At 71.6% G+C, this 25,501-nt stretch carries 28 protein-coding genes and 1 tRNA gene; 15 read left to right on the top strand and 14 right to left on the bottom strand.

The window, feature by feature from the left end; genetic code table 11:
- The first annotated feature begins 4 nt into the window (after nucleotides 1-4).
- The 6 genes from ACULK4_RS09750 (at nucleotide 5) to ACULK4_RS09725 (ending at nucleotide 4,152) form a co-directional block, all read left to right on the top strand.
- The gene (locus ACULK4_RS09750) at nucleotides 5-1,300 is read left to right on the top strand and encodes a glutamate-5-semialdehyde dehydrogenase (RefSeq protein WP_445964231.1); all 1,296 of its coding nucleotides are present in this window, start codon (nucleotides 5-7) and stop codon (nucleotides 1,298-1,300) included.
- An 87-nt stretch (nucleotides 1,301-1,387) separates the two neighbouring features.
- Complete coding sequence (locus ACULK4_RS09745; RefSeq protein ID WP_445964230.1) at nucleotides 1,388-1,609, top strand: hypothetical protein; 222 nt, start codon at nucleotides 1,388-1,390, stop codon at nucleotides 1,607-1,609.
- Nucleotides 1,610-1,625: 16 nt separating this feature from the next.
- On the top strand, nucleotides 1,626-2,225 hold the full coding sequence (nadD, locus tag ACULK4_RS09740; RefSeq protein WP_445964229.1) for a nicotinate-nucleotide adenylyltransferase: 600 nt from the start codon (nucleotides 1,626-1,628) through the stop codon (nucleotides 2,223-2,225).
- Complete coding sequence (locus ACULK4_RS09735; protein ID WP_445964228.1) at nucleotides 2,222-3,556, top strand: hypothetical protein; 1,335 nt, start codon at nucleotides 2,222-2,224, stop codon at nucleotides 3,554-3,556. Before nadD ends, ACULK4_RS09735 begins: the two co-directional genes overlap by 4 nt.
- A gap of 35 nt (nucleotides 3,557-3,591) precedes the next feature.
- Entirely contained in the window at nucleotides 3,592-3,999 is a 408-nt protein-coding gene (gene rsfS, locus ACULK4_RS09730) for a ribosome silencing factor (RefSeq protein ID WP_445964227.1), read from the top strand.
- Between the two features lie 77 nt (nucleotides 4,000-4,076).
- Nucleotides 4,077-4,152: transfer RNA gene (locus ACULK4_RS09725), tRNA-Ala, on the top strand.
- 62 nt (nucleotides 4,153-4,214) lie between these two features.
- On the opposite strand, the gene ACULK4_RS09720 is transcribed toward ACULK4_RS09725, so the two are convergent.
- Nucleotides 4,215-4,421: a hypothetical protein gene (locus ACULK4_RS09720; RefSeq protein ID WP_445964226.1), complete on the bottom strand. Its 207-nt coding sequence runs from the start codon at nucleotides 4,419-4,421 to the stop codon at nucleotides 4,215-4,217.
- Nucleotides 4,422-4,551: 130 nt separating this feature from the next.
- Here ACULK4_RS09720 and ACULK4_RS09715 point away from each other — a divergent pair, with 130 nt between their 5' ends.
- On the top strand, nucleotides 4,552-5,076 hold the full coding sequence (locus ACULK4_RS09715; protein ID WP_445964225.1) for a hypothetical protein: 525 nt from the start codon (nucleotides 4,552-4,554) through the stop codon (nucleotides 5,074-5,076).
- Nucleotides 5,077-5,144: 68 nt separating this feature from the next.
- Here ACULK4_RS09715 and ACULK4_RS09710 read toward each other — a convergent pair whose 3' ends face one another.
- From ACULK4_RS09710 to ACULK4_RS09690, 5 genes are all read right to left on the bottom strand, one after another.
- Nucleotides 5,145-6,662: a dihydrolipoamide acetyltransferase family protein gene (locus ACULK4_RS09710; RefSeq protein ID WP_445964224.1), complete on the bottom strand. Its 1,518-nt coding sequence runs from the start codon at nucleotides 6,660-6,662 to the stop codon at nucleotides 5,145-5,147.
- Nucleotides 6,659-7,687 (bottom strand): alpha-ketoacid dehydrogenase subunit beta, encoded by a 1,029-nt coding sequence (locus ACULK4_RS09705; RefSeq protein WP_445964223.1) that lies wholly within the window; start codon nucleotides 7,685-7,687, stop codon nucleotides 6,659-6,661. The genes ACULK4_RS09710 and ACULK4_RS09705 overlap by 4 nt, the downstream gene beginning before the upstream one ends.
- Nucleotides 7,684-8,820, bottom strand: a complete 1,137-nt coding sequence (gene pdhA, locus ACULK4_RS09700; protein WP_445964222.1) for a pyruvate dehydrogenase (acetyl-transferring) E1 component subunit alpha — start codon at nucleotides 8,818-8,820, stop codon at nucleotides 7,684-7,686. Before pdhA ends, ACULK4_RS09705 begins: the two co-directional genes overlap by 4 nt.
- Before the next feature lie 109 nt (nucleotides 8,821-8,929).
- Complete coding sequence (locus ACULK4_RS09695; RefSeq protein WP_445964221.1) at nucleotides 8,930-9,424, bottom strand: Lrp/AsnC family transcriptional regulator; 495 nt, start codon at nucleotides 9,422-9,424, stop codon at nucleotides 8,930-8,932.
- Nucleotides 9,421-10,239, bottom strand: coding sequence for an oxygenase MpaB family protein (locus ACULK4_RS09690; protein WP_445964220.1), 819 nt, complete (start codon nucleotides 10,237-10,239; stop codon nucleotides 9,421-9,423). Before ACULK4_RS09690 ends, ACULK4_RS09695 begins: the two co-directional genes overlap by 4 nt.
- A 62-nt stretch (nucleotides 10,240-10,301) precedes the next feature.
- Here ACULK4_RS09690 and ACULK4_RS09685 point away from each other — a divergent pair, with 62 nt between their 5' ends.
- Together ACULK4_RS09685 and ACULK4_RS09680 are read left to right on the top strand one after the other, a co-directional pair.
- Nucleotides 10,302-11,483 carry a glycoside hydrolase family 3 N-terminal domain-containing protein gene (locus ACULK4_RS09685; RefSeq protein ID WP_445964219.1) on the top strand — a complete coding sequence of 394 codons (1,182 nt, stop codon included), beginning with the start codon at nucleotides 10,302-10,304 and terminating at the stop codon, nucleotides 11,481-11,483.
- Nucleotides 11,484-11,556: 73 nt separating this feature from the next.
- Nucleotides 11,557-12,123, top strand: a complete 567-nt coding sequence (locus ACULK4_RS09680; protein WP_445964218.1) for a YceI family protein — start codon at nucleotides 11,557-11,559, stop codon at nucleotides 12,121-12,123.
- Between the two features lie 163 nt (nucleotides 12,124-12,286).
- Here the strand turns inward: ACULK4_RS09680 and ACULK4_RS09675 are convergent, their stop codons facing one another.
- The gene (locus ACULK4_RS09675) at nucleotides 12,287-13,393 is read right to left on the bottom strand and encodes a winged helix DNA-binding domain-containing protein (RefSeq protein WP_445964217.1); all 1,107 of its coding nucleotides are present in this window, start codon (nucleotides 13,391-13,393) and stop codon (nucleotides 12,287-12,289) included.
- Between the two features lie 112 nt (nucleotides 13,394-13,505).
- Here ACULK4_RS09675 and ACULK4_RS09670 point away from each other — a divergent pair, with 112 nt between their 5' ends.
- The gene (locus ACULK4_RS09670; protein WP_445964707.1) at nucleotides 13,506-15,104 is read left to right on the top strand and encodes an ABC-F family ATP-binding cassette domain-containing protein; all 1,599 of its coding nucleotides are present in this window, start codon (nucleotides 13,506-13,508) and stop codon (nucleotides 15,102-15,104) included.
- Between the two features lie 72 nt (nucleotides 15,105-15,176).
- Nucleotides 15,177-16,208: an alpha/beta fold hydrolase gene (locus ACULK4_RS09665; RefSeq protein ID WP_445964216.1), complete on the top strand. Its 1,032-nt coding sequence runs from the start codon at nucleotides 15,177-15,179 to the stop codon at nucleotides 16,206-16,208.
- Nucleotides 16,209-16,210: 2 nt separating this feature from the next.
- Here the strand turns inward: ACULK4_RS09665 and dinB are convergent, their stop codons facing one another.
- From dinB to ACULK4_RS09645, 4 genes are all read right to left on the bottom strand, one after another.
- Nucleotides 16,211-17,407 carry a DNA polymerase IV gene (gene dinB / locus ACULK4_RS09660; RefSeq protein WP_445964706.1) on the bottom strand — a complete coding sequence of 399 codons (1,197 nt, stop codon included), beginning with the start codon at nucleotides 17,405-17,407 and terminating at the stop codon, nucleotides 16,211-16,213.
- Nucleotides 17,408-17,646: 239 nt separating this feature from the next.
- Nucleotides 17,647-18,498, bottom strand: coding sequence for an SURF1 family cytochrome oxidase biogenesis protein (locus tag ACULK4_RS09655; RefSeq protein WP_445964215.1), 852 nt, complete (start codon nucleotides 18,496-18,498; stop codon nucleotides 17,647-17,649).
- Complete coding sequence (locus tag ACULK4_RS09650; protein WP_445964214.1) at nucleotides 18,495-18,770, bottom strand: hypothetical protein; 276 nt, start codon at nucleotides 18,768-18,770, stop codon at nucleotides 18,495-18,497. Before ACULK4_RS09650 ends, ACULK4_RS09655 begins: the two co-directional genes overlap by 4 nt.
- Nucleotides 18,767-19,153 carry a DUF3099 domain-containing protein gene (locus ACULK4_RS09645; RefSeq protein WP_445964213.1) on the bottom strand — a complete coding sequence of 129 codons (387 nt, stop codon included), beginning with the start codon at nucleotides 19,151-19,153 and terminating at the stop codon, nucleotides 18,767-18,769. The genes ACULK4_RS09650 and ACULK4_RS09645 overlap by 4 nt, the downstream gene beginning before the upstream one ends.
- 143 nt (nucleotides 19,154-19,296) lie before the next feature.
- Between ACULK4_RS09645 and ACULK4_RS09640 the strand changes: the two genes are divergently transcribed.
- On the top strand, nucleotides 19,297-20,007 hold the full coding sequence (locus tag ACULK4_RS09640) for a beta-ketoacyl-ACP reductase (RefSeq protein ID WP_445964212.1): 711 nt from the start codon (nucleotides 19,297-19,299) through the stop codon (nucleotides 20,005-20,007).
- A 35-nt stretch (nucleotides 20,008-20,042) separates the two neighbouring features.
- Here the strand turns inward: ACULK4_RS09640 and ACULK4_RS09635 are convergent, their stop codons facing one another.
- The 3 genes from ACULK4_RS09635 to glgC form a co-directional block, all read right to left on the bottom strand.
- A complete protein-coding gene (locus ACULK4_RS09635; RefSeq protein ID WP_445964211.1) occupies nucleotides 20,043-20,996 on the bottom strand; it encodes an SMP-30/gluconolactonase/LRE family protein in 954 nt (317 codons plus the stop codon).
- A gap of 105 nt (nucleotides 20,997-21,101) precedes the next feature.
- A complete protein-coding gene (gene serB / locus ACULK4_RS09630) occupies nucleotides 21,102-21,764 on the bottom strand; it encodes a phosphoserine phosphatase SerB (RefSeq protein ID WP_445964210.1) in 663 nt (220 codons plus the stop codon).
- On the bottom strand, nucleotides 21,761-23,011 hold the full coding sequence (gene glgC, locus ACULK4_RS09625; RefSeq protein ID WP_445964209.1) for a glucose-1-phosphate adenylyltransferase: 1,251 nt from the start codon (nucleotides 23,009-23,011) through the stop codon (nucleotides 21,761-21,763). Before glgC ends, serB begins: the two co-directional genes overlap by 4 nt.
- Before the next feature lie 78 nt (nucleotides 23,012-23,089).
- Here glgC and glgA point away from each other — a divergent pair, with 78 nt between their 5' ends.
- The 3 genes from glgA (at nucleotide 23,090) to ACULK4_RS09610 (ending at nucleotide 25,480) form a co-directional block, all read left to right on the top strand.
- The gene (gene glgA / locus ACULK4_RS09620; protein WP_445964208.1) at nucleotides 23,090-24,280 is read left to right on the top strand and encodes a glycogen synthase; all 1,191 of its coding nucleotides are present in this window, start codon (nucleotides 23,090-23,092) and stop codon (nucleotides 24,278-24,280) included.
- Nucleotides 24,281-24,332: 52 nt separating this feature from the next.
- The gene (locus ACULK4_RS09615) at nucleotides 24,333-25,121 is read left to right on the top strand and encodes an ABC transporter ATP-binding protein (RefSeq protein ID WP_445964207.1); all 789 of its coding nucleotides are present in this window, start codon (nucleotides 24,333-24,335) and stop codon (nucleotides 25,119-25,121) included.
- Nucleotides 25,122-25,231: 110 nt separating this feature from the next.
- On the top strand, nucleotides 25,232-25,480 hold the full coding sequence (locus ACULK4_RS09610; RefSeq protein ID WP_445964206.1) for a type B 50S ribosomal protein L31: 249 nt from the start codon (nucleotides 25,232-25,234) through the stop codon (nucleotides 25,478-25,480).
- Nucleotides 25,481-25,501 lie beyond the last annotated feature (21 nt).

Genomic DNA, 25,501 nt, shown 5'->3' with positions numbered 1-25,501 from the left:
CAGCATGACCGACGTCCGCACCGATCCCGCCATCGACCTCGAGACGCACCTCGCGACCGTGCTCGACGAGCGCCTCGCCGCCGCGAAGGAGGCGTCGCGCCGGCTCGCGCGTGCGACGACCGCCGAGAAGGACGCCGCGCTGCAGGCGATCGCCGACCGGCTCCGCGCGCGCGTCGGCGAGATCGTCGCCGCGAACGCCGCCGACCTCGAGGCGGGCCGCACGTCCGGGCTCGGCACCGGACTGCTCGACCGCCTCACGCTCGACGAACGCCGCATCGGGGCGATCGCCGACGCCGTGCTCGACGTCGTGGCCCTCACCGACCCCGTCGGCGAGACCGTCAGCGGACGCACGCTGCCGAACGGCGTGCGGATCGAACAGGTGCGCGTCCCGCTCGGCGTCGTCGGCGCGATCTACGAGGCCCGCCCCAACGTGACGGTCGACATCGCCGCACTCGCGCTGAAGAGCGGCAATGCGGTCGCGCTGCGCGGCGGTTCCGCCGCCGAGCGCACCAACGCGGTGCTCGTCGACGTGCTCCGCGAGGCCATCGCGAGCGTCGGCCTCCCCGGCGACGCCGTGCAGACCGTCGACGACTTCGGCCGCGAGGGCGCGCGGCACCTCATGCGCGCGCGCGACCACGTCGACGTGCTCATCCCGCGCGGAAGCGCGGCCCTCATCCGCGCCGTCGTCGACGAGGCGACCGTGCCCGTCATCGAGACCGGCGCCGGGGTCGTGCACATGTTCCTCGACCAGAGCGCGCGCGAGGACTGGTCGGTCGACCTCGTCCACAACGCCAAGGTGCAGCGGCCGAGCGTGTGCAACGCGCTCGAGACCCTGCTGGTGCACGCGGATGCCGCGGAGCGCCTGCTGCCGCCCGTGCTCGAGCGGCTCGAGGCATCCGGGGTGACGGTGCACGGCGACGAGCGCGTCCGGGCGCTGCATCCGTCGGCCGTGCCGACCACCGACGAGGACTGGGCGACCGAGCACATGAGCCTCGACCTGTCCGTCGGCATCGTCGACTCGCTCGACGACGCCCTCGCGCACATCCGCCGGTACTCGACGAAGCACACCGAGTCGATCATCACGAACGACCTCGGAAACGCCGAGCGCTTCCTCGACGAGGTCGATGCGGCCGCCGTCATGGTCAACGCGTCGACTCGCTTCACCGACGGCGCCGAGTTCGGTTTCGGCGCCGAGGTCGGCATCTCGACGCAGAAGCTGCATGCGCGCGGGCCCATGGGCCTGCCCGAGCTCACGAGCACGAAGTGGATCGTGCGCGGTGCGGGGCACGTGCGCGCCTGACGCGCCGGGGCCGACCCCGCGTCGGCCGCATCCGTCCGGACCGCTAGACTGTCCGGAGCGACATCCGAGAGACCTGGAGGAGCGGCGATGAGCCTTGCGACGGCAGTGCTGACGAGCACGGTGTTCACCGAGACCGAGTTCGCGCGGGAACTCCCGTTCAACGCCATCGTCTACGGGATCATCACGCTCGTGATCTTCTTCGCGCTCGGCGCCGTCACCTACTCGTACCGCGACGTGGCCAACCGTCACCGCGCCAAGGCCGCGGCCTACGCTGCGCGTCACTCGGGAGCCGAGCACGGCGGTCACTGAGGCCGCCGGTTCGGCCATGGCCACCGAGGTGCGCCGACCACGCATCGGCGTGATGGGCGGCACGTTCGACCCCATCCACCACGGCCACCTCGTGGCGGCGAGCGAGGTCGCGCAGTCGTTCGACCTCGACGAGGTCGTGTTCGTCCCCACAGGGCGGCCGTATTACAAAGAAGTGGTGACACCGGCAGAGCACCGGTACCTCATGACCGTCATCGCGACCGCGTCGAACCCGCGGTTCACGGTCAGCCGGGTCGACATCGACCGGCAGAAGCCGACGTACACGATCGACACGCTCCGCGACCTCCGTGCCGAGCGCCCCGACGCCGACCTGTTCTTCATCTCGGGGGCCGACGCGATCGCCCAGATCCTCTCGTGGAAGGACATCGAGGAGCTCTGGTCGCTCGCTCACTTCGTGGCTGTGAGTCGTCCGGGACACGTGCTGTCCGTTTCGGGATTGCCTGAGCAGGACGTAAGCTTGCTGGAAGTACCGGCGCTGGCGATCTCGTCGACGGACTGCCGGGATCGGACGCGCCGGGGTTTCCCGGTGTGGTATCTGGTGCCTGACGGGGTCGTCCAGTACATCTCCAAGCACCACCTCTACCGGAGTGTCGAATGACGTCGTCGCAGGAACCGCCGCTCACGCGGCGCGAGATCCGCGAACGCGAGCGCCTGCTCGAGCAGCAGCGTGCCGAGGCCGCCGCGGCGCAGTCGACGGATGCCTCGCCTCCCGCCCCGTCGCACGCCCCGCAGCCCTACCCCCAGCAGCCGCGCGTGCCCCAGCCCGCGACCTCGGGCGCGCCGCAGGGCGCCGGCTACGGTCCCGCGCCGACACGCGGCGGCCCCGGCGGTGGCGCTCAGGGGCAGCCGCCCGCCGACCGACGTCCGGTGGACCCTCGCCAGGCGCCGCAGCAACGGCCGCCGCAGGGGTGGGGGAGCACGCCGCCCCGATCGCAGGGCGCGCCCCCGCAGCACTACCAGAACCTCCCGCCCGCGCAACGGCCCCAGCAAGGCGCCGACGACCGCGGGGCGACCTCGTCCGGTCCGCTCCCGCCGCAGGGGCCGCAGCGCGCCGCGACCACATCCGGTCCGATCCCCGCACCTGCCGGGCGGACTCCGTCGTCGCAGCCTCCACAGCCGGGCGTCCGCACGGCAGCGCCGCAGCCGGCGCCCTCGCAGCTCGACACCCCCGAGCGGACGCTCACGCGACGCGAACTCCGGGCGATGCTCGATGCCCATACGGCCGAGGGCTTCGAGGCCGAGGACGAGTTCGTCGAGGCCTCGCGGCCGGCCCCCGCCCGCGGTCCCGCTCCGCAGCGAGCGCCGGGCGGTCCGTCGCAGCGTCCCGACGAACGCCGTGAGGCGTACCCGCAGCCGCAACGTCCGCCGCACCAGCAGGTGCCCAGTCGTGCCGCTGCACCCCATACGACGGTGGATGCCGGGCTCGACGAGCCTGTCGCCGCGCCGAAGCCCGTCGGTCACTGGACCTCGCAGCTCAACCTGCCCGACGACCGGGAGGAGCCGTACGACCAGCTGCTGTCGCGCGGCGGGTCCCCGCGCGGCGTACCGACCACGACCAACGCGCTCATCCTGCCGAGCCTGCCCGACCACGGCGCGCTCGGCACCCCGCTCGCCCCGAGCGGCGAGATCATGGTGACCGGCTCGATCGACCTGCCGAGGAGCTACGGGGCGACCGGTGTGCACCCCAGCCAGATCGACTCCGCCGACGTCGACCGCATGTTCGACAGCGTCGAAGACGTCGCTGGCGCCGGCGTGGCCCCGGTTGCCGCGACGCGCGCGATCAGCACGCAGGGCCAGAACCGCGCGATGATGGCGCCCCCGTCGAAGGAGGGCATGAACGTGCCCCTCGTGCTCGCGGTGACCGCGGGCGTGCTCGCGCTCGGCGTCGTGGCGACGCTCGTCGTCGGAGCCCTCGCGGGTCTCTTCTAGGCGCCCATGCAGAACGCTACGAGGAAGTCGAGTACATGACCGCATCCGACCACGCACATCGCCTGCTCGCCGTCGCTGCCCGCGCGGCCGATGCCAAGGGAGGCGAGGATCTGGTCGCGCTGGACGTGTCGGAGCCGTTGCCGTTCGCCGACGTGTTCCTGCTCGTGAGCGGCAACTCCGAGCGGAACGTCGTCGCGATCGCGGACGCCGTCGTCGACGCCGTCCGCGATGCCGGGCAGGACGTGATGCGACGCGAGGGGCGCGACGGCGGCCGTTGGGCGCTGCTCGACTTCGGCGACCTCGTGGTGCACGTCTTCCACCAGGAGGAGCGGCTCTACTACGGGCTCGAGCGGCTCTGGCGAGACTGCCCCGCGATCCCCGTGGAGCCCCTTCTGGAGCGTCACGGAAGCTCCGCCGCAGGCGGCACCGGCACGCAACCGTGAGGTCGTCTCGATTTCATTTCGGGCGCGGGGCTGGTGTACGCTGAATCCGTTGCCCCGCAGGGGGCGGCATCCAGAACGGGTCTGTGGCGCAGCTGGTAGCGCACCTGCATGGCATGCAGGGGGTCAGGGGTTCGAGTCCCCTCAGATCCACCATCTGAAGGTCGAAGGCCGGTGCTGAGCGCCGGCCTTCGTCGTGTCACGGCATGGTCGCGGGGCTACGCGACCGCGGCGACTCGCACGCGCAGGATCGAGTCCGGTGCGGCAGTGAAGCGCCCCCGTCGGCCGTCGTGGTCGACGTAGTCGACGCGCATGCCGCGGCCGATGCGCGCGAGCTTCACGACCTCGTACGACCGCCCGCTCGCGCTGACGAGCGTGTCGCCGACGGCGACCTGCCGCGCCTGCCTCAGTTCCACGACTCCCATACTGAGATCGTCTCAGCACCCACCGACATCCGCGCCCGGCGGGCCTCAGGACGTCCGGCGCGCTTCCTTGACCGCCTCACGAGCACGGCAGGACAATGAGGGGACGATCCGAACGCAAGGGGCACCGCCGATGAGCGACACCACAACACGTCCGCCCGAATCCGGGCTCCTCGATTCCGGTCACGGCGATACGGCCGTGCTCGGAGCAGACCAGGTCCACGCGTCCGCCGACGCCACGTCGCCGCCTGCGGCGGGCGCTCCGAAGCGCAGCGCCCAGTGGAGCCGCGACCTCCGCTTCATGACCGTCGTGCTCGCGGCGATCGCCGCGCTGTTCCTGGCGTTCGCGCTCGTCGTGGCGTTCGCGCCGGACGCCTCGGGGGTGAGCGCGCTCGCGATCGTCGCCGCGCCGATCGCCACGATGGTCGCCGCGTACTACGGAATCTCGCTCGCACTCCGCCAGGTCTCCGACGCTCGGCGCGCGGCTGACGCGGCCGACGCGCGCGCTCGCGCCGCCGAGGCGACCGCGCGCGAGTCCGACGCCTGGGCCGCCCAGATGGAGTCCGGCCTCCGGCTCGCCCACTCCAAGCTCGCCGCGGCCCGAGTCGACACCCGCGACGTCGAGCGCGCGGCCGGCACGCCTGACGACTTCTTCTAGACCGGCGGGAGCCCGGAAACGATCGAGGCGCACTCCGCAGGGAGTGCGCCTCGATCCGTCCGATCGTCCTACAGGTCGGCGAGCAGCGAGACCGGTCGCTCGATGCAGCCCGCGACGAACGTCAGGAAGGCTGCGGCCTCCGCCCCGTCGCAGACGCGATGATCGAACGAGATCGTGAGCTCGGTCACGGTCCGCACGACGAGTTCGCCGTCGACCACCCACGGCCGCTGCACGAGCCGGCCGATGCCGAGCATGGCGGCTTCGGGATGGTTGATGATCGCGGCCGATCCGTCCACGCCGAGGGTGCCGTAGTTGTTGAGCGTGAACGTGCCGCCCGAGAGCGCGTCCGGCGGGAACGCGCCCGTCGCCGCCTGCTCCGTGCGACCCTGGACGGCGTCCCGGAGTTCGCGCAGCGACATCCGCTCGGCACCGTGCACGACCGGCACGAGCAACCCGCGCGGGGTCTGCGCCGCGAGGCCGAGGTTCACGGCCGAGTGCAGCACGAGCTCGTTCCGGTCGGCGTCGAAGCTGGCGTTCAGCGACGGATGCCGCTTGAGCCCGGCCACCACGAAGCGGGCGACGAGTGCGGTCATGCCGAACCGCTCGCCCGTGGCCTCCTGGAGTTGGCGCTTCGCGGCGAGGAGCTCGGTCGCGTCGACGTCCATCCACACGGTCGCCTCGGGGATCTCACGGCGGGAGCGCGTGAAGTGCGCCGCGGCGGCGCGCTGCATGCGGTCGAGCGGCACGCGCCGCCGGTCGCGCGTCCCGGCTGCCGGCTCCGCGGACGACGCCGAAGCGGGGGTCGCCGTCGTAGGCGCACCGGCGGGCGCCGTGCGCGCCTCGTCGAGCTCGCGGATGAACGCCTCCACGTCGCCGCGGGTTACGAGGCCGTCGGGTCCGGAGCCGAGCAGCTCGCTCGCGTCGAACCCGTGCTCGCGCGCGAGGCGACGCACGATGGGCGAGATCACGGGGGAGTGGCGACCGTGCTCGAGGAGGCCGTGGTGCTCGTCGGGCGTGCCGTCGCCGGCGTCGGAGGTCGACGGCTCGGGCGGCGCCGCCTGCGGAGCGGGAGTCGACCCAGCGGCATCCCCGTCGGCGGTTCCGCCCCGTCGACGTCCGAAGCGCGACGGCGCCGAGGACGAACGAGCGGAGGCCGCGGCGGTGCGGGTGCCGTAGCCGATCAGCACGGCGCCGGACTCCTCGCCCACGGCATCCGTCGGCACCGCGATGCCTGGCTCGGCGGCTACCGGGCCGGTCGCGTCGGCCGTGGCGGCCTCCTCGGCGGGCTCCGCAGCGGCGGCCGTGTCCGGGGCGCCCGAGGCATCCGTCGCCTCGACCGGGGCGCCCACGGGCGCGAGTCGCAGCAGGACCTCGCCCGCATGCAGCACCTGGCCGACCTCACCGCCGAGCGATTCGACGACGCCCGCGATGGGCGTGGGAAGCTGCACGACCGACTTGGCCGATTCGAGCTCGACCACCGGCTGGTCGACGGTCACCTCGTCGCCGGGCTGCACGAGCCAGGCGACGACTTCCGCCTCGGTGAGGCCCTCGCCGAGGTCGGGCAGGATGAACTCGTGCGCGCTCATGCGAGGTCCCATTCCCACGAGGCGATCGCGTCGAGCACGCGGTCGGGCGTCGGCAGGTAGTGCTCCTCGAGCTTGGGCGACGGGTACGGGATGTCGTAGCCGGTGATGCGGAGGATGGGCGCGGCGAGGTGGAAGAAGTTCCGCTCGGTCAGTCGTGCGGCGACCTCGGCGCCGTAGCCGCCGAACTGTGCAGCCTCGTGGATCACCGCGGCACGCGAGGTCTTCCGAACCGATGCGCTCACGGTCTCGTCATCGAACGGCGAGAGGCTCCGCAGGTCGATCACCTCGACCGAGAGTCCCTCGGCCTCGGCGGCGGATGCCGCGTCGAGTGCGGTGCGCACCGTGGGGCCGTAGCCGATCAGGGTGACATCCGTACCCTCGCGGACGACCTTCGCACGGTTCATCGGTTCGGTGCGCACGGGAAGTTCGAGGCTCGCCTTCGACCAGTAGCGGCTCTTCGGCTCCATGAACACGACCGGGTCGTCGCTCTCGATGGCCTCGCGCAGCATCGAGTACGCATCGGCGGGGTTGGACGGCATGACGACCGTGAGGCCGGGCGTCGCCGCCCAGTACGCCTCGGACGAGTCGGAGTGGTGCTCGACGCCGCCGATGGCGCCGGCGCACGGGATCCGGATGACCATCGGCAGCGTGAGCCGGCCCTTCGTGCGATTCCGCATCTTCGCCACGTGCGAGACGATCTGCTCGAATGCGGGATAGCTGAACGCGTCGAACTGCATCTCGACGACGGGGCGCATGCCGTACATGGCCATGCCGACGGCGGTGCCGACGATGCCGGACTCGGCGAGCGGGGAGTCCCAGACGCGCTCGTCGCCGAACTTCGCCTGCAGGCCGTCGGTGACGCGGAACACGCCGCCGAGCGGCCCGACGTCCTCGCCATAGACGACGACGTTCTCGTCGGCCTCCATCGCGTCGCGCAGGGCCGCGTTCAGCGCGGCCGCCATGGTCAGTGACTGCGGGGCGGATGCCGCGGCATCCGCTGCGCGTTCGGTCGCGGTCGCGCTCATCGGGCGGCCACCTCCGTTCCGGCGTGCCGGGCGTGGGCGGCGAGCTCGGCCTCGAGCGCGGAGCGCTGCTCGGCGAGGGCGGCGCGCGGCGTCGCATAGACGTGGTCGAAGAGCTCGAGCGGGTCGAGTTCCGGCTGCACGTTCATGGCGTCGCGCGTGCGGGCCGCGAGCGCCTCGGCGGCCTCGCCGATCTCGGCACGGACCGCGTCGGTGAGGGCGCCTTCGGAGACGAGGTACTTCTCGAGTCGCTCGATCGGGTCGCGGCGCTTCCAGTGCTCGACCTCGCGGCTCTGCCGGTAGCGCGTCGGGTCGTCGGAGTTCGTGTGCGACTCGATGCGGTAGGTGAGGCCCTCGATGAGGGTCGGGCCGCCGCCTGAGCGGGCGCGCTCGACCGCCGCGGTGGCGACCGCGTACATCGCGGCGACGTCGTTGCCGTCGACGTGGTAGCCGGGCATGCCGTAGCCGACGGCCTTGTCGGCGAGCGTGGTCGCGTGCGACTGGCGGTTCAGCGGGGTGCTGATCGCGAACTGGTTGTTCTGCACGAGGAACACGGTCGGCGTCTGCCACACGGCGGCGAAGTTGAACGCCTCGTGCGCGTCGCCCTCGCTCGTGGCGCCGTCGCCGAGGTAGGTGAGGGTCACGATCGGGTCGCGGCGCAGTCGTGCGGCGTGCGCGACGCCGACCGCGTGCAGCGCCTGCGTGGCGAGCGGGGTCGCCTGCGCGGCGGTGCGGTGGGCGCGCTGGTCGTAGCCGTTGTGCCAGTCGCCGCGGAACGAGTGCAGGATGTCGGCCGGCTCCAGGCCGCGCGTGAGCAGCGCGATGCTGTCGCGATAGGTGGGGAAGAACCAGTCGTCGGACGTGATCGCCGAGACGACGCCGATCTCGCAGGCCTCCTGGCCGTACGCCGACGGATACGTCGCGAGGCGGCCCTGCTTGGTGAGCGCGGTGACCTGCACGTCGAATCGGCGTGCGACCACCATGCGGCGGTAGAGCTCGAGGAGGGTCTCGACGGCCGGCAGCTCGAAGCCGCCGGTCTCCTTGCCGTGCAACGCGTGCCCGGCGTTGTCGAGGAGGCGCAGGGGCTTCTCGGAGGGCAGGACCCGAGGTTCGTGATGCTCGACGTTGAGGCTCATACGGCCATGGTGCGCCAGTCTGCATGGCGTCCGCTGGGGGTTCGCGAGAACCGTGAACGAACGGCACGCCGGGACCGAAACGGGTGCCGTGCGTCCGCCGGACGGGCCCTCAGGAGCGCCAGATGTCCAGCGACTGCGCGGGCGGCCGACCGTCGATCTCGGCGAGGATCAGGTGCGACCTCGTGGACACGACACCGGGCATGTCGTGGATGTCACGGAGGATCGCCTGGCTCAGCTGCTCGTGGTCGGGCGCGCTCACCGTGAGGATGATGTCGATGTCACCCGAGACGGCCTGCACCTTCTCGACGAAGGGGAGCGTCGCGAGCTTCGCCGCGATCTCCTCCCACGACACGTCGCCGATGCGCACGACGACGAGCGCGGAGATGTTCAGTCCGATCGCCTTGCGGTCGATCTGCGCGCCGAAGCCCGTGATGACGCCGCGCTGCTGCAGTGCGAGGACGCGATTGTGCGCTGCCGTGCGGGAGATGTGCACGCGCTCGGCGAGGGTGCGAACGGAGAGGCGGCCGTCGCGGCTGAGCTCCGCGACGATGCGACGGTCGATCGCGTCGAGCGGTTCGCCTCGATGTGCTGCCTGCTGGGTCATCCTCGTCCTCGCGGTTGGCACCCAGCGTACCGAATGCGCCGTCGCAGCCGACGGAGCGAGATTCGCGTGGGCAGCGAGCGGATGCCGGCCGGGACGGCGCGGCGGGCGATGCCGAGCCCGCGCAGCCATGCCTCCGCCACCCGCTGGGCCCGCGGTGTCCAGCGGAAGCCGTACGCGTCGCGGAAGGGGGGCGGAAGCAGCGCGGCCGTGATCAGGCGGACGGGTGCCATGAGCGCTCGGAGCGGGGCGGGAAGTCCGCTCCCGCCGAGCAGGTCCCGGGCGATGGCACGCGCGTCGTCGCCCACCTCGAGCCCGACGAGGCGCCCGGACCACCAGGCGTCGAACTCGGCGCGCGACGTCGGCCATCCGGCATCCGCCCCCTGCAGGCGCGCCGCGATGGGCGCGTAGCCGCGTACGAGCGCGTCGCCGGTCTCGGTGGCGATCGGCCGCCCGGCGAGGCGCTCCTCGAGCTCGAGCGCGATGGCGAGCAGCGTCGCGGCGACCCACCGCTGCGCGTCGGCGTCGCGCGCGTCGTACGTCCGCGGCTCGCTGCCACGGACGCGCGCGTGGCGTGCATCGACGACGCGAACCACGTGACGGATGTCGCGTTCGTCGCCGAACACGAGCGCCGTCAGGTACTGGTGCGTGCCGTCGAGCCGGTCGAGCGGCCGTTCCCTGAACCCGCTGTGCCGCGCGACGCCCGCGGCGATCCGCGGGTCGGCGAGCTGCATCAGGATCGCCGCCGCGCCACCCGCCATGAGCGTGCCGTCGGCAGCGTGCCGGCGCAGGATCTCGCGGTCGCGTCCGTCGTCCATCCCGTCCGTTCTACCCCGACCGTGCCCGGGAACCGCGCAGGCGGGCCGCGTAGACTCGCCGGATGCGCCGGAGCCTCCGCTCGACCCTGGCCGCCCTCGCCCTCGCCGGCACGGCGGTGCTCGCGGGGTGCGCGGCGCCTGCGTCGCCCGACCCGAGCCCGACCGCGGCCGCACCGAGCCCGACTCCGACGCCCACCCCCACGCCCGCAACGCCCGCGGAGTGGGCGGCCGAACGCGTGGCGGGCATGACCGTCGAGGAGAAGGCCGCCTCGGTGCTCATGCTGCATGCGCCCGGCACCGAGCCCGGCGCGATGCGCGCGCTCCTCGACGAGGGCATCGCGGGCGTCATCCTCATGGGCGACAACATGCCCGGCGATGAGGCGTCGCTCACCGCGCTCACGGCCCACCTGCAGGTCGACCCCGAGGCGGCGACACTCGTGGGCATCGACCAGGAGGGCGGCATCGTCAGCCGCATCGACTGGGATCCGGCACCCGGGCCGGGGGTCGTGCGCGGTCAGCCCGCGGAGGCCACGCGAGACGCGTTCGCGGCGCGGGCGGCGACGCTCGCGGCATCCGGGGTCAACATCAACTTCGGCATCGTGGCGGATGTCACTGCCGATCCATCGTCGTTCATCTTCGACCGCGTGCTCGGCACCGACCCGCAGGCGGCGGGCGAGCGCGTCGCGGCCGCGGTCGACGGCGAACGCGGCGTGGTCGCGAGCACGGTCAAGCACTTCCCGGGCCACGGGGCCGCGCCGGGCGACTCGCACGTGTCGATCCCGTCGGCGCCGCTGTCGCTCGAGGAGTGGCGCGCCGGGCCGTCGCTGCCGTTCGCCGCGGCGGTCGGCGCCGACGTCGAACTCGTGATGACGGGCCATCTCGCCTACCCGGCCGTGGACGCTGCGCCCGCGTCGTTGTCGCCGGAGTGGCATCGGATCCTCCGCGAGGAACTGGGCTTCGACGGCGTGATCGTCACGGACGACATGCTGATGCTCCAGCACAACGGACTGCCCGAGTACGCCGACCCGGGCGAGAACGCGGTGCGCGCACTCGCGGCGGGGGGCGACCTGCTGCTCTACGTGCTGCCCGCCGACCCGTCGGAGTTCGGCATCAGCGTCGATGGTCTCGCCGCATCGATCGCCGACGCGGTCGCCTCCGGGCGCATCCCGGAGGAGCGTCTCGACGAGGCCGCGGAGCGGGTGTTCGAGCTCCGACGCGAACTCGTTCCGAACTCCGGGGAATAGTTCCCGACACTTCATGCGTTTGCATTCAACGTGGCCGGAAGCAGGCTGCGAACGCATCGAAGGAGTACATGGCATGACGACGACCGAGACGACGATCGAGATCCCGGGCTACAAGGCCGGCACCTGGAAGATCGACCCCACGCACAGCGAGGTGGCCTTCAGCGTGCGCCACCTGATGATCAGCAAGGTCAAGGGCAAGTTCGAGCGCTTCGACGCCACGTTCGTGACCGGCGAGGACCCGCTGGACTCGCGCGTGACCGCCACCGCGGAGGTCGTGTCGATCAACACGAACGAGCCCAACCGCGACGCGCACCTGCGGACGAACGACTTCTTCCAGGCCGAGCAGTACCCGACGATCGAGTTCGTCTCGACCGGTGTCCGCATCGTGGACGGCGAGTTCAAGGTGGACGGCGACCTCACCATCAAGGGCGTGACCAAGCCCACCACGTTCGACTTCGACTTCGGCGGCTTCGGCACCGACCCGTACGGCAACTACAAGGGCGGCGCCACGGCGAAGACCGTGATCAACCGCGAGGACTTCGGCCTCAGCTGGAACGCGGCCCTCGAGACCGGAGGCGTGCTGGTCGGCGAGCAGGTCACGATCTCGCTCGAGCTGCAGGCGGCGCTCGTCCAGGAGTGAGCGCATCGCGCTGAACCGCGATCGGGCGGTCCGGGCCTTCGGCTCGGGCCGCCCTCCTCGTGCTGGTCGAGGAGGCCGCTCGCGGCAGCCTGTGCTGGTCGAGGAGGCCGCTCGCGGCCGTATCGAGACCCAGCCCGACCGCGCTCGATACGCGGCGTCGCCGCTACCCGACCACCAGACCCTCGACGCCCTGGAGTTCGACGCCCTGGAAGCGTGCCCAGGTGGTGAGCGGCCGGATGAACCGGTCGGATGCCGTCGTGTGCATCGGCTCGAACCAGCGCAGCTCGATGCGCGGCTTCGTCGCCGTGCCTCGACGGCGCCACGTGCCGACCACGCGTCCCTCGAGCACGAGCAGCGGCTGGAAGACGCCGTTCCGGCCGGGGACCACGAGGTCGGCGTACCGCGGTTCGCATACGGGGGAGCGGTCGGCGTAGCCGAGGAAGTACTCGTCGAAGGCGGGAAGCGCGAGGGCGCCGCGCGGGCGCGAGGCTGCGGCATCCGTCGACCCGGCGGCCATGAAGCGGTCGTCGTCGCCCGCGAACGGCTCGACGCGATCGCCCGCGGCGGCGAGGGCCGTCTTCGCGTCGGCCTTCGTCAGGCCGGTCCACCAGGCGAAGTCGGAGATCGTCGCCGGACCGTGTCCGGTGATGTACGCCGTGAACAGGTCGCCGAGTGTCTGGTCTCGCTCGGTCGGCTCGTCGGCGCCCGCCGGTGCCCATTCGTCGAGCAAGGCGAAGTGCTGCACGCGCCCGTCGACCGGACCGCAGCACAGTACGCCGTCGAGGGCGAGCCAGCCGATGAGGTGGTAGGCGCGCTGGCCGCCGGAATGGACGCCTGCGGCCTCCCAGGTCGCCGCGAGCTCGTCGCGCGTGGCGCTGCCGCCCCCGGTGAGCAGCCGCTCGGCGGCGTCGCGCGCGAGCCGGTACTCGGCCTCGCCCAGCTCGAGTTGCTCGTGCCGGCGCCGGGCGGCCGCGAGCACGCGCGGGCCGGTGATGGCGAGCACCGGGCGCAGCAGACGCGACGGAAGGACGTGGAGGGTGCCCCGCATCGGCCAGGACCGGACGACCCGCCGGGACTCGAGGGCCGTATCGACGGCCGCCATGCTCGGCTCGGCCATGCGGCTGCCGATCGCCCACTTCGCAGCACCGAGGTCTTGCGCCTGGAGGGCGCCGAGCCGCTCGACGACCGCGACCGCATCGCCGGCGGGGGAGCGGAAGCCGTGCGCCTGGATCCGCGCGGCGCGCAGGGCGGGGGAGGATGTGGGCGCCATGGCGCCAGTCTGCCGCGGACCGCCGACACGCGGCATCCGTCCTCGCCCGCTAGACTGGAGGGCTGTGCCGCTCGGCACGCCCACCCATACCCACCCCGACCGGAGGTCGACCGTGCTCGCCGTCCATGATCTCGAGATCCGCGTCGGCGCGCGCCTGCTCATGGAAGGCGTCAACTTCCGCGTCTCCGATGGCGACAAGATCGGGCTCGTCGGCCGCAACGGCGCCGGCAAGACCACGCTGACGAAGACCCTCGCGGGCGAGACCTCGCCCACCGGTGGCCGCATCGACCGCACCGGGGAGATCGGATACCTGCCGCAGGACCCGCGCTCGGGCGACCCGGAGATGCTCGCGCGCACGCGGATCCTCGACGCCCGCGGCCTCGGCTCGCTCGTGCTCGGCATGCGCGAGGCGTCCGAGAACATGGGTTCCGATGACCCGGGTGTCGCCGAGAAGGCGATGAAGCGGTACGGCACGCTCACCGACCGATTCCAGGCGCTCGGCGGATACGCGGCAGAGGCCGAGGCCGCGTCGATCGCGTCGAACCTCAACCTGCCGGACCGGATCCTCGACCAGCCGTTGAAGACGCTGTCGGGCGGCCAGCGGCGGCGCATCGAGCTCGCGCGCATCCTGTTCTCGGACGCCGACACGATGATCCTCGACGAGCCGACCAACCACCTCGACGCCGACTCGGTCGTGTGGCTGCGCGAGTTCCTGAAGAACTACAAGGGCGGCGTCATCGTCATCAGCCACGACGTCGAGCTCGTCGGCGAGGTCGTGAACCGCGTCTTCTACCTCGACGCGAACCGCTCGCTCATCGACATCTACAACATGGGCTGGAAGCACTACCTGCGCCAGCGCGCCGCCGACGAGGAGCGGCGCAAGAAGGAGCGCGCCAACGCCGAGAAGAAGGCGGGCGCTCTGCAGGCGCAGGCCGCGAAGTTCGGCGCGAAGGCGTCGAAGGCCGCCGCGGCGCACCAGATGGTCGCGCGTGCCGAGAAGCTGCTCGCCGGCCTCGACGAGGTGCGCGCCGTCGACCGCGTCGCGAAGCTGCGCTTCCCGACGCCGGCGCCGTGCGGTCGCACGCCGCTGACCGCGGCCGACCTGTCGAAGAGCTACGGCTCGCTCGAGATCTTCACCGCCGTCGACCTCGCGATCGACCGCGGCTCGAAGGTCGTCATCATCGGCCTGAACGGTGCCGGCAAGACCACGCTGCTCCGCATCCTCGCGGGCGTCGACCGGCCCGACACGGGCGTCGTCGAAGCCGGTCACGGCCTGCGGGTGGGCTACTACGCACAGGAGCACGAGACGCTCGACGTCGCGCGCACCGTGCTGCAGAACATGGTGAGCGCCTCGCCGAACCTGACCGAGACGGAGGCGCGGAAGGTGCTCGGCTCGTTCCTGTTCACGGGTGACGACGTGCACAAGCCCGCCGGCGTGCTCTCCGGCGGCGAGAAGACGCGCCTCGCGCTCGCCATGATCGTGGTCTCGGGGGCGAACGTGCTGCTGCTCGACGAGCCGACCAACAACCTCGACCCCGCGAGCCGCGCGGAGATCCTCGACGCGCTCGCCCATTACGAGGGCTCGGTCGTGCTCGTCTCGCACGATCCGGGCGCCGTCGAGGCCCTCAACCCGGAGCGCGTGCTCATCATGCCCGACGGCACCGAGGACCACTGGAGCCGCGAGTACCAGGAGCTCATCGAGCTCGCGTAGGCCCCCGCCATCAGTGAGCACGCGCGCTCGACTGCCCGGGGGGCGTGCCGGGGTCGTCCTTAGACTGAGCCGATGAGGAAGTCGGTGGTGCTGGCATCGGCGGCGTTGGGGCTTGCCGGGCTCGCGGCGTTTCTGGCCTGGCGAGGACCCCGCCTACCGCCCGGTACGGAGAGTACGATCGCCCGCATCCGCGCCGGCCCCGTGACGGGAGTCGTCACCGGCAAGTCGGGGTACGCGCAGTCCGGCGGGGCCCGGATCTGGTACGAGTCCATCCCGCCTGTCGGTGTGGAGAAGGGCGTCGTACTGCTCAACATCGCACTCGGTGCGGGCTCGCTGGTCTGGCCGCCCACGTTCCTGCGCGCCCTGTCGGCGGCGGGATACCGAGTGGTCAGGTACGACCAGCGGGGTACCGGTGCATCGAGCTGGATGACGGGCTGGAGCCGAGAGCATCCCTACTCGCTGATCGACATGGCAGGCGATGCGATCGCCGTCCTCGACGAGCTTCGCGTCGACCGTGCTCACGTGGTCGGGCTCTCCCTCGGAGGCTTCATCGCCCAAGAGGTCGCAATCGGATACCCCGAGCGGGTCCGGTCGCTCACCCTCATGTCGACATCCGCGGACCCCACTGACCCCTCCATGCCCGGACCACGGACCTGGGCGCTGATCAGGTCCGCGACAGCCGGCCTCCCGCTGTTGCGTTACCGCCTGCTCGGCGGTGAGGCCAACCTCGTGAAGGAGATGCTCGCGGGACTGGTCGCGCAAGGCGGGGACGAACCTGTCGACGTGGAGGAGTGGACCAGGATCGTGCTCTACGACCTCCGCGAACGAAACGGCCTCAACCTCCGTGCGCTGCGCCAACACCAGGCTGCCGTCGCCGCGACCCGCTCCCGCTACCCCGTTCTGGGCACGATCACGGCACCCACCCTCGTGATCCACGGGACGGCCGACGCGTTCTTGCCGATCGAGCACGGCCACCGACTCGCCGCAGCGATCCCTTCCGCTCGCGGCCTCTGGCTGGGCGACGCCGGTCACTCGTTCCCATATCCGAACATGCCACACGTGATGACAGCGATCACGAACCACCTCGACGCCAGCCACTCCTGAGGTCACTCGTGTTCGGGCAGCAGTGGCGGCGACCAGCCCGCATCGCGACCGAGTTGCGCAGCTCGCGCGACGGACGCCGCGCCGAAGCGATCGCGTACCGCGTCAAGCGCCGTGTCGAGGCGCACCCCGTCGTCCCAGTCGATCGGCAGCTCCGGATGGAGGCTGTCGGCGCGCGCCAGCTGCGACAGCGAGACGCCGATCAGGGTGATGCCGCGCTCGGCGATCTCGGGCTGCGCACCGGCGAGCAGTCCTCGCGCGACGGCGAGCAGCACCGCGGTGCGGTCGGACGCGGAGCGGAGGGTGCGCGATCGGGTGGCCTTCGCGAAGTCGCCGTAGCGAAGACGCAGCACGACCGTGCGGCACACCCGGTCCCCGTCGCGGAGGCGGCGGGCGAGCCGATCGATGATCTGGGTGAGGATGAGGTCCAGTTCGTCGGCCGGGCGCGGGCGGCTGCCGAGCGCGCGTTGGGAGCCGATGGAGCCGCGGCGGCGCGTGGTGTCGACCGGACGCGGGTCGCGTAGCCGGGCGAGCGCGTGCAGATGCGCGCCGGTCGCCTTGCCGAGCAGCTGCTCCGCGGTCGCCGCTTCGAGCTCGGCCAGCTGCCCGACGGTGCGGATGCCGAGCCGGTGCAGCTTCTCGGCGGTGACGGCACCGACTCCCCACAACCGTTCCACCGGCAGCGGGAGCAGGAACGCCTGCTCCCGCTCGGGCTCGACGAGCAGCAGCCCGTCGGGCTTGCTGACCGCGCTGGCGACCTTCGCGAGGAACTTGGTCCGCGCGATCCCGACCGAGATGGCCAGCCCGACCTCCGTCCGAACCCGCTCACGCAATCGCACCGCGATCTGCTCGGGCGTGCCCGCGATGCGTCGGAGACCCCCGACTTCGAGGAACGCCTCGTCGATGGAAAGCCCCTCCACGAAGGGCGTCGTATCGCGGAAGATGGCGAACACGGCTCGACTGGCCGTCGAATACGCGTCCATCCGTGGCGGGACGACCACGGCATCCGGGCACAGGTCCCGCGCCTGCCGGCCGCCCATCGCGGTGCGCACCCCACGGGCCTTCGCCTCGTAGCTCGCCGCCAGCACGACACCGCCGCCCACGATGATCGGCCGGCCGCGCAGCTCGGGCGCGTCACGCTGCTCGACCGAGGCGTAGAACGCGTCGAGGTCCGCGTGCAATACGGTCGCCTCGCCGCGCATCTCGTCCTCCCACATCGTCGGTCCGTCCTGCGGATCGTCGCACGCACCAGGGACATGGCTTCGGGCACGTCGAGATTGTCGTGATGCGCCGTAATTATGTACATACTTTACGAATCGGCGGTCGCGTGGCCGAGTTCGTTCACGCGGACGGACGCCCTACGACCGGGTCATCGGCACGGACGTCGTCCGAGACGGCACCGGTCCAGCGACGAGGTGAGCGCAGCGGGTGCCGCGGCTCATCACCGCCGGTCGAGGATCTCGTCCTCCACGTCGGCATCGCTGCGGGTGCGCGGCGGCTTCGGTGGCCGCGTCGACTCGGGCGCGGCCCGGCGCGGCGTGCCCGAGCGCTCCGTGGCATCCGCTGCGAGCAGCTTGCGCTCCTGGTTCGCGAACCAGCCGAGGGCGACGAAGCCCATCAGGGCGAAGACGAACCACTGCAGCGCATACGAGAGGTGCGGGCCCTCGTCGCGAACCGGGCGGGGGAGCGCGATGGGCGGCTCCGTGGCATCCGCCCCCGACTGCACGAGGATGCCGTAGGCGCCCGTGTACGTCGGCTCGCCCACTCGCCCGGCGAGCTCGGCGAGGTCGATCGTCGCGAACTCGGTGCCCGACGAGGTGCGACCGGCGATCTGCTGCTCGCCGGCCTTCAGTCGGGCCGTGACCTCGACCTGTCCCTCAGGGGCCGGAGCGACCTCGGACGGCCGCCCGTCGGAGGCCTGCGGGATCCAGCCGCGGTCGACCACGAACACCATGCCGTCGTCGAGCCGCATGGGCGTCAGCACCTCGAAGCCGGTGCTGCCCGAGCCGGGACGGTTGCGCACGACGACCTCCTCGTCGTGCAGGTACTCGCCCGCGAGCGATACGACCTGCCAGCGCTGGTCGATGTCGAAGGACTCGGGGTCGGGCAGTGCCTCGGCGACGGGGATCGGGTCGGCGTCGTAGTTCGCGTCGATGCGGGCGACCTCGGCCAGCGCCTCGGCGCGACGGTTGAACTGCCACGTGCCGAGCGCCGAGCAGGCGATCGCGAACACGACCACGAGGGCGAGATAGCCCGCCCAGCGCGGCGACGCGAGGAAGCGCCACTCGCTCATGCCGCGTCACCGCCTGCCGGTGCGTCGTCGCGGTCGTGCGGCTCGGCGCCCGCCGCATCCGTCGTCTCGAAGGGTGAGACGTCGACCGGGAACGAGCGCGCGGCGAGGAACTCGCGCAGGTAGTCGACGTGTTCGTCGCACGCCAGCCAGGTCTTGAAGCGCTCACCCGTGTGGATGCGCGGGTTCCGCCAATCGATGCGCCAGGTCGCGGGGTCGTGGCACCCCGCGCGGGAGCAGCCGCCCGCGGGGGCGGCGCCGAGCGAGCCGATCACGCGGCGTCCCCCTCGGGGCGCTTCTCGCGCGGGTCGTCGTCGGCCGCGGCATGGAAGCGCGGGTCGCCCTCGTGTGCCGGTGCGTCGTCGGCGGAGTCGTCGGCGGTCGGCGCGGTCGGCGCGAGGGGGACGAGCCCGCCCGGCCGCAGCACCTCATCGCCGCGCCGCGAGGTGCCGACGTTCGCGACGACGACCGCGAAGTACGGCAGGAAGACCGCTCCGGCCGCGAACACCAGGATCCACCAGCCCTGCGCGAACAGCAGCGCGAAGATGCACACCACGCGGATGCCCATCATGATCGAGTACTTGATCATGCGGGCCCGCCGCTCCTCGTCCGGCGACGCGGGCAGCGACGTGATCGACTGGGTGGGCTGCTGCTTCATGATGGTCGCCGGGGCTGGCGGCGCTCCTCACCTCCAAGGGTACGTCCGTTGCGGGCGACGGATGCCGCGTACACGGCAACCTCTATGCTGGGACGGGCCGTTCGGCCTTGACGCGCGCGCCTTGGAGAGAGACGGAGTCCGCCATGACCACGAGCCGTACGGTGCTGGTGACCGGAGGCAATCGCGGGATCGGCTATGCCATCGCGCAGGAGTTCGTCGCGCAGGGGCACCGGGTCGCCGTGACCGCGCGCTCGGGCGAGGGCCCGGAGGGCACGCTCACGGTGCGCGCCGACGTCACCGACGCCGATTCGATCGACCGTGCGTTCAGCGAGATCGAGGCCGAGTTCGGACCGGTCGAGGTCGTCGTCGCGAACGCCGGCATCACACGCGACACCCTCCTCATGCGCATGAGCGAAGACGAGTTCGCAAGCGTCGTCGACACCAACCTCACGGGCGCCTTCCGCGTCGTGAAGCGCGCGTCGAAGGGCATGCTCAAGGCGCGGTTCGGCCGCATCGTGCTCATCTCGAGCGTCGTCGGACTGTTCGGCGGTGCGGGCCAGGTGAACTACTCGTCGTCGAAGGCCGGTCTCGTCGGCATGGCCCGCTCGATCACGCGCGAACTGGGGGCCCGCGGCATCACGGCGAACGTCGTCGCGCCCGGCTTCATCGAGACCGACATGACCGACGCACTGCCCGCGGAGCAGCAGGCCGAGTACAGGAAGAACATCCCCGCAGGCCGCTTCGCGACGCCGGGTGAGGTCGCCAAGGTCGTCGCCTGGCTCGCGGGCGACGACGCCGGCTACATCTCCGGCGCCGTCATCCCGGTGGACGGCGGCCTCGGCATGGGGCACTGAGACCGCCGTCGACACGGCGGGCGGGCCCGGTCGAGTCAGCGCTCGACGCGGTTCGCCGAGTACTCGGTGTCGGGGGTCGGCGGCGTGCCGAATCGCGCGTTCGGCAGGTAGAGCCCGTTGCCGTACGAGGCGACCGTGGTCGGCACGTCGAACGCGGGGTTGGTGAGCTGGTCGACGTACTCGCCACTGAAGCCGTCGGCGGCGAGCTGCACGACGCCGACGAGGTTGAGCCGGTTCTGCACGACGTAGAGCGTGCGACCCTCGACGAGCAGGCCGTCGCCGTTCGTCAGCGGCACGCCGCCGAGGTCGACGGCGGTCGCGACGCCGGACTGCGGGTCGACGCGGAACAGGGTCGCCGTCGCAGACTGGATGACGAGCAGGCCCTTGCCGTCCGGCGTGACTTCGATGCCGTTCGCGTTGAACCCGGGCACGAGCTGGAAGTCGCCGGTGAACGGGAGCGCGGCTACCTCATCCTGCGCCGGCAGCGTGCCGGCCGGGCCGAGCGGCAGCTTGTACAGCTGCGCCTGCTGGCTGTCGGTGAACCAGGCGGCGTCACGCGTGACGATCACGTCGTTGATGAACGTCGGGCCGGCCGACAGTTGGTAGCTCGCGAGCACCTCGCCCGTGCGCGTGTCGATGACGCGCGCATCGCCCGCTGGCCCACCCGCGACGAACAGGCGCCCGCGCTGGTCGACGGCGAGGCCGACGGACGGCGATCCCGGACCCTCGGCGATGAGCTCGCCCTCACCCGAGCGGACATCGGCGGCGTAGATGTCGCCGTCGGCGAGCGAGCCGAAGTAGGCAGTGCCCCGGGCGTCGATCGCGATGCCCTCGGGTTGGAACCCGTCGGGGAGGGGAATGGTCTCCTGGAACCCACCAGCGGCCGAGGCGGGTGCGGGCGCAGCCGACGCTGCGGGTGCGACGCCGACGGCCAGCAGGGCCAGCGCGGCGAGGGAAGCGGACGAAACGGCAGCGGTTCGAGTCTTCATGCCCTCACGGTAGGCCCGATGGCGCGCTGATCGATGCTTTCGGATGGATCTCCCAGATCGCCCTCGGAGGTCGACCAGCGGCGCGCCGCCGGGGGAGCCGGCGCCCTACCCTCGCAACCCGGCCAGCGCGAGCACGCCGCTGAGATCGACGCGGTCGATCGCGACATCCGCCTGCGCCCGCACGACCGGCTTCGCGCAGAACGCGACGCCGAGCGCGGCACGATCGAGCATGCGCAGGTCGTTCGCGCCGTCGCCGACGGCGATCGTGCGAGAGATCGGGGTGCCGGATGCCGCGGCCCACTCCTCGAGCGCACGCCGTTTCGCCTCCGCGTCGACGATGTCGCCGAGCACCCGGCCGGTGAGCCGGTCGCCGTCGACCTCGAGTCGGTTGGCGCGGCAGAAGTCGAGCCCGAGACGCTCGGCCAGCGGGTCGAGGAGCTCGTGGAATCCGCCGGAGACCACGCCCACGCGACCGCCGGCCGCGTGCACGCCGTCGACCAACTCATGCACGCCCGGCGTCGGCGTGAGTCGGCCGCGCGCCGCGAGCACCTCGTCGACCGGAAGCCCGGCGAGCGTCGCGACGCGCTCGCGCAGGCTCGCGGCGAAGTCGAGCTCGCCGCGCATCGCGCGCTCGGTGACCGCGGCGACGTGCTCGAGGCTGCCGGCCGCCGCGGCGAGCAATTCGATCGCCTCCTCGCGGATCAGCGTGGAGTCGGCGTCGAGCACGACGAGGAGGCCGCCCGCGCGGCCGGATGAGCCCGCCGTCACGTGGAGGCTCGTACGTGCGAGCCCTTGCCCACCACCGTCACGCCGCTCTCGGTGACGACGAATCCGCGCGCGAGGTCTTCAGCCCGGTTCAGGCCGATGTGCGCGCCTTCCTCGACGACGACCTCCTTGTCGAGGATCGCCCGTCGCACCGTCGCGCCGGCCTCGATGCGCGCCCGATCGAACAGGATCGAGTCGGACACGTTCGCCCCCGACCCGACGATCGCCCAGGGCCCGAGGACGCTGCGCTCCACGTGCGCACCCGAGATCACCGAGCCGAGCGAGACGATCGAGTCGATGACCGTCCCGAGCGACCCGCGCGCGTCTCGCGTGAACTTCGCGGGCGGCGAGTTGACCTGCTGGCTGAAGATCGGCCACTCGCGGTTGTAGAGGTTGAAGATCGGCAGCACCGAGATGAGGTCCTGGTGCGCCTCGAAGAACGAGTCGATCGTTCCGACGTCTCGCCAGTAGTAGCGGTCGCGGTCGGTGGAACCGGGCACCTCGTTGCGCTTGAGGTCGTACACGCCGGCGTTGCCCTGGGCCACGAAGGCGGGGATGATGTCGCCGCCCATGTCGTGACTCGAGTCGGTGCGCTCGCCGTCGCGGAGCACCGCGTCGATGAGCGCATCGGCGTTGAAGACGTAGTTGCCCATGGAGGCGAGCACCTCGTTGGGGGAATCCGGGAGGCCCTCGGGGTCCTTCGGCTTCTCGAGGAAGCGGTGGATGCGGTCTGGTGCCTGCGGGTCGACCTCGATGACGCCGAACTGGTCGGCGAGGGAGATGGGCTGGCGGATCGCCGCGACGGTCGCCTCCTGACCGGACTCGATGTGCGCGTCGATCATCTGGCTGAAGTCCATGCGGTAGACGTGGTCGGCGCCGACCACGACGATGATGTCGGGCTGCTCGTCGTAGATCAGGTTGAGGCTCTGGAGGATCGCGTCGGCCGAGCCGGAGAACCAGCGCTTGCCGAGGCGCTGCTGGGCGGGCACCGAGGCGACGTACGACCCGAGCAGGCCGTCGAGGTGCCAGGTCTGCGAGACGTGGCGGTCGAGGCTGTGCGACTTGTACTGGGTGAGCACGACGATCTGCCGGAGCCCGGAGTTGACGAGGTTCGACAACGCGAAGTCGATGAGGCGGTACTGCCCGCCGAACGGCACCGCGGGCTTCGCGCGGTCCTCCGTGAGGGGCATGAGGCGCTTCCCCTCGCCGCCTGCAAGAACAATCCCGAAGATCTTCCGCGTCGCCACCATGTCCCCAGCGTAGTCAGACGGATGCCGCGCGTCACAGGTGGTTGACGGCGCGTGACCGGAACGGGCTAACGTTGCCGCATGCGCGTCGACCTGCTCACCCGCGAGTACCCGCCCGAGATCTACGGAGGCGCCGGAGTGCACGTCGCCGAACTGGTCCGAGCCCTCCGACACGACACCGACGTGCGCGTGCGCTGCTTCGGCGCTCCGCGCGACGAGGAGGGCACCACCGGCTACGGGACGCCGGCGGAGTTCGCGGACGTGAATGCGGCCCTGTCGACGATGGGCGTCGACCTGCTGATGGCAGCGGATGCCGCGGGCGCGGACCTCGTGCACTCGCACACCTGGTACGCGAACTTCGCCGGGTTCACCGCGAAGAAGCTGCACGGGATCCCGCACGTCGTGACCGCGCACAGCCTCGAACCGCTCCGTCCGTGGAAGGCCGAGCAGCTGGGCGGCGGCTACCGGGTCTCCAGCTGGGTCGAGCAGGCCGCGTTCGAGGATGCCGACGCCGTGGTCGCGGTGAGCGACGGCATGCGCCGCGACATCCTGCGTTCCTACCCCGACATCGACCCCGAGCGGGTGTCGGTCGTCTACAACGGCATCGACCTCACCGACTGGAAGCCCAACGACGACCCCGACCTCGTGCGGTCGCTCGGCGTCGACCCCGACCGCCCGTCGATCGTGTTCGTCGGGCGCATCACCCGCCAGAAGGGCCTGCCGTACCTCCTGCGCGCCGCGAGTGCGCTTCCGGCCGAGGTGCAGCTCGTGCTGTGCGCGGGTGCGCCCGACACGCCGGAGATCATGGCCGAGGTCTCGGGGCTCGTCGCCGAGCTCGGGCAGACCCGCGAGGGCGTCGTCTGGATCGACCGGCACCTGCCTCGCAACGAGCTCACCGCGCTGCTCACCTCCGCGACGTGCTTCGTGTGCCCGTCGGTGTACGAGCCGCTCGGCATCGTGAACCTCGAGGCCATGGCGTGCGGGGCCGCCGTCGTCGGGACCGCCACGGGCGGCATCCCCGAGGTCGTCGACGACGGCGTGACCGGCGTGCTCGTACCGATCGAACAGGCGGATGACGGCACCGGCACGCCGGTCGATCCGGAGCGGTACGTCGCCGACCTCGCCGAGGCGCTCACCCGGGTGGTGAGCGACCCGTCGCGCGCCCGGGAGATGGGCGCTGCGGGGCGCGTGCGCGCCGAGCGGCACTTCGCCTGGGACGCCATCGCGGCCGACACACGGGCCCTCTACGAGCGGGTCCTCGCGGGCCGCTGAGCCCTCCGCGGGTGCGCGGGGCGGGTCCGCCGGTCCCACTAGCATGGTGGGCATGGCGTCTACGGTTCTGCAGTTCCAGCATGTGTCGGTGGTCCGCGATGGGAATGCGATCCTCGACGACATCGACTGGAACGTCGCATCCGACGAGCGCTGGGTGATCCTCGGCCCGAACGGGGCCGGCAAGACCACGCTCCTGCAGATCGCCGCCGCTGCCATGCACCCGACGAAGGGTTCGGTCGAGGTGCTCCAGGAGCCGCTGGGCAAGACCGACGTGTTCGAGCTCCGCCCGATGATCGGGTTCGCGTCGACGGCGATGGCCCGTCGCATCCCGAAGAACGAGACCGTGCTCGACAGCGTGCTCACCGCCGCCTACTCGGTCACGGGTCGCTGGAACGAGGAGTACGAGACGATCGACGACCGGCGCGCGCAGCGCGTGCTGAAGGAGTGGCAGCTCGAGGGGTTCGCGAACCGACGGTTCGGAAGCCTCTCAGACGGCGAGCAGAAGCGCGTGCAGATCGCGCGATCGGTCATGACCGACCCGGAGCTGCTGTTGCTCGACGAGCCCGCCGCGTCGCTCGACCTCGGCGCCCGTGAGGAGCTCGTCGAGCTGCTCGGCGGGTACGCCTCGTCGGAGTCGTCGCCGGCGATCGTGATGGTCACCCATCACGTCGAGGAGATCCCGCAGGGATTCACCCACGCGATGCTCCTGGCGGATGGTGGCATCCGCGCCGCCGGCCCCATCGCCGAGGCCCTCACCTCCGAGACGCTCACCGAGACGTTCGGCATGCCCATCGAGCTCACCGAGCGCGACGGGCGGTACTCGGCGCGCGCCGCCCGCTGACGCGCCATCCGCCGACCCTCTGCTAGACTTGTGTGCTGGCCCGACGGCCGACATGCTTTCCCTGCCCGAAGGCGGGGCGAATCCGAATCCGATCAACCAAGGAAGTCTCCATGAAGACCGACATCCACCCCGCCTACAACGCCGTCGTCTTCCGCGACCTCGCCTCGGGCGAGACGTTCCTCACGCGTTCGACGGTGTCGAGCGACAAGACGATCGAGCTCGACGGTGAGACCTACCCGGTCATCGACGTCGAGATCTCGTCGGCGTCGCACCCGTTCTACACGGGCAAGCAGCGCATCATGGACTCGGCCGGCCGCGTCGAGAAGTTCAACCAGCGCTTCAAGAACTTCGGCAAGTAAGCCGAACGCGAAGGGCCGGGC

The sequence above is a fragment of the Agromyces selenitireducens genome (genome assembly GCF_052748465.2).
Note: the sequence above shows the minus strand (reverse complement) of the source record. Positions and strands in the feature narration are given on the sequence as shown.

Excerpts from the sequence above, each read along its gene's own strand:
- ACULK4_RS09610 (WP_445964206.1), top strand. The coding sequence starts at position 25,232 with ATGAAGACCGACATCCACCCCGCCTACAACGCCGTCGTCTTCCGCGAC.
- ACULK4_RS09675 (WP_445964217.1), bottom strand. The coding sequence starts at position 13,393 with ATGGCGCCCACATCCTCCCCCGCCCTGCGCGCCGCGCGGATCCAGGCG.
- ACULK4_RS09645 (WP_445964213.1), bottom strand. The coding sequence starts at position 19,153 with ATGAAGCAGCAGCCCACCCAGTCGATCACGTCGCTGCCCGCGTCGCCG.
- ACULK4_RS09695 (WP_445964221.1), bottom strand. The coding sequence starts at position 9,424 with ATGACCCAGCAGGCAGCACATCGAGGCGAACCGCTCGACGCGATCGAC.
- ACULK4_RS09680 (WP_445964218.1), top strand. The coding sequence starts at position 11,557 with ATGACGACGACCGAGACGACGATCGAGATCCCGGGCTACAAGGCCGGC.
- ACULK4_RS09640 (WP_445964212.1), top strand. The coding sequence starts at position 19,297 with ATGACCACGAGCCGTACGGTGCTGGTGACCGGAGGCAATCGCGGGATC.
- nadD (WP_445964229.1), top strand. The coding sequence starts at position 1,626 with ATGGCCACCGAGGTGCGCCGACCACGCATCGGCGTGATGGGCGGCACG.
- ACULK4_RS09685 (WP_445964219.1), top strand. The coding sequence starts at position 10,302 with ATGCGCCGGAGCCTCCGCTCGACCCTGGCCGCCCTCGCCCTCGCCGGC.
- ACULK4_RS09720 (WP_445964226.1), bottom strand. The coding sequence starts at position 4,421 with ATGGGAGTCGTGGAACTGAGGCAGGCGCGGCAGGTCGCCGTCGGCGAC.
- ACULK4_RS09635 (WP_445964211.1), bottom strand. The coding sequence starts at position 20,996 with ATGAAGACTCGAACCGCTGCCGTTTCGTCCGCTTCCCTCGCCGCGCTG.
- ACULK4_RS09615 (WP_445964207.1), top strand. The coding sequence starts at position 24,333 with ATGGCGTCTACGGTTCTGCAGTTCCAGCATGTGTCGGTGGTCCGCGAT.
- ACULK4_RS09710 (WP_445964224.1), bottom strand. The coding sequence starts at position 6,662 with ATGAGCGCGCACGAGTTCATCCTGCCCGACCTCGGCGAGGGCCTCACC.
- ACULK4_RS09715 (WP_445964225.1), top strand. The coding sequence starts at position 4,552 with ATGAGCGACACCACAACACGTCCGCCCGAATCCGGGCTCCTCGATTCC.
- glgC (WP_445964209.1), bottom strand. The coding sequence starts at position 23,011 with ATGGTGGCGACGCGGAAGATCTTCGGGATTGTTCTTGCAGGCGGCGAG.
- ACULK4_RS09665 (WP_445964216.1), top strand. The coding sequence starts at position 15,177 with ATGAGGAAGTCGGTGGTGCTGGCATCGGCGGCGTTGGGGCTTGCCGGG.
- ACULK4_RS09745 (WP_445964230.1), top strand. The coding sequence starts at position 1,388 with ATGAGCCTTGCGACGGCAGTGCTGACGAGCACGGTGTTCACCGAGACC.
- pdhA (WP_445964222.1), bottom strand. The coding sequence starts at position 8,820 with ATGAGCCTCAACGTCGAGCATCACGAACCTCGGGTCCTGCCCTCCGAG.
- ACULK4_RS09705 (WP_445964223.1), bottom strand. The coding sequence starts at position 7,687 with ATGAGCGCGACCGCGACCGAACGCGCAGCGGATGCCGCGGCATCCGCC.
- ACULK4_RS09750 (WP_445964231.1), top strand. The coding sequence starts at position 5 with ATGACCGACGTCCGCACCGATCCCGCCATCGACCTCGAGACGCACCTC.
- ACULK4_RS09690 (WP_445964220.1), bottom strand. The coding sequence starts at position 10,239 with ATGGACGACGGACGCGACCGCGAGATCCTGCGCCGGCACGCTGCCGAC.
- dinB (WP_445964706.1), bottom strand. The coding sequence starts at position 17,407 with ATGCGCGGCGAGGCGACCGTATTGCACGCGGACCTCGACGCGTTCTAC.
- rsfS (WP_445964227.1), top strand. The coding sequence starts at position 3,592 with ATGACCGCATCCGACCACGCACATCGCCTGCTCGCCGTCGCTGCCCGC.
- ACULK4_RS09735 (WP_445964228.1), top strand. The coding sequence starts at position 2,222 with ATGACGTCGTCGCAGGAACCGCCGCTCACGCGGCGCGAGATCCGCGAA.
- glgA (WP_445964208.1), top strand. The coding sequence starts at position 23,090 with ATGCGCGTCGACCTGCTCACCCGCGAGTACCCGCCCGAGATCTACGGA.
- ACULK4_RS09655 (WP_445964215.1), bottom strand. The coding sequence starts at position 18,498 with ATGAGCGAGTGGCGCTTCCTCGCGTCGCCGCGCTGGGCGGGCTATCTC.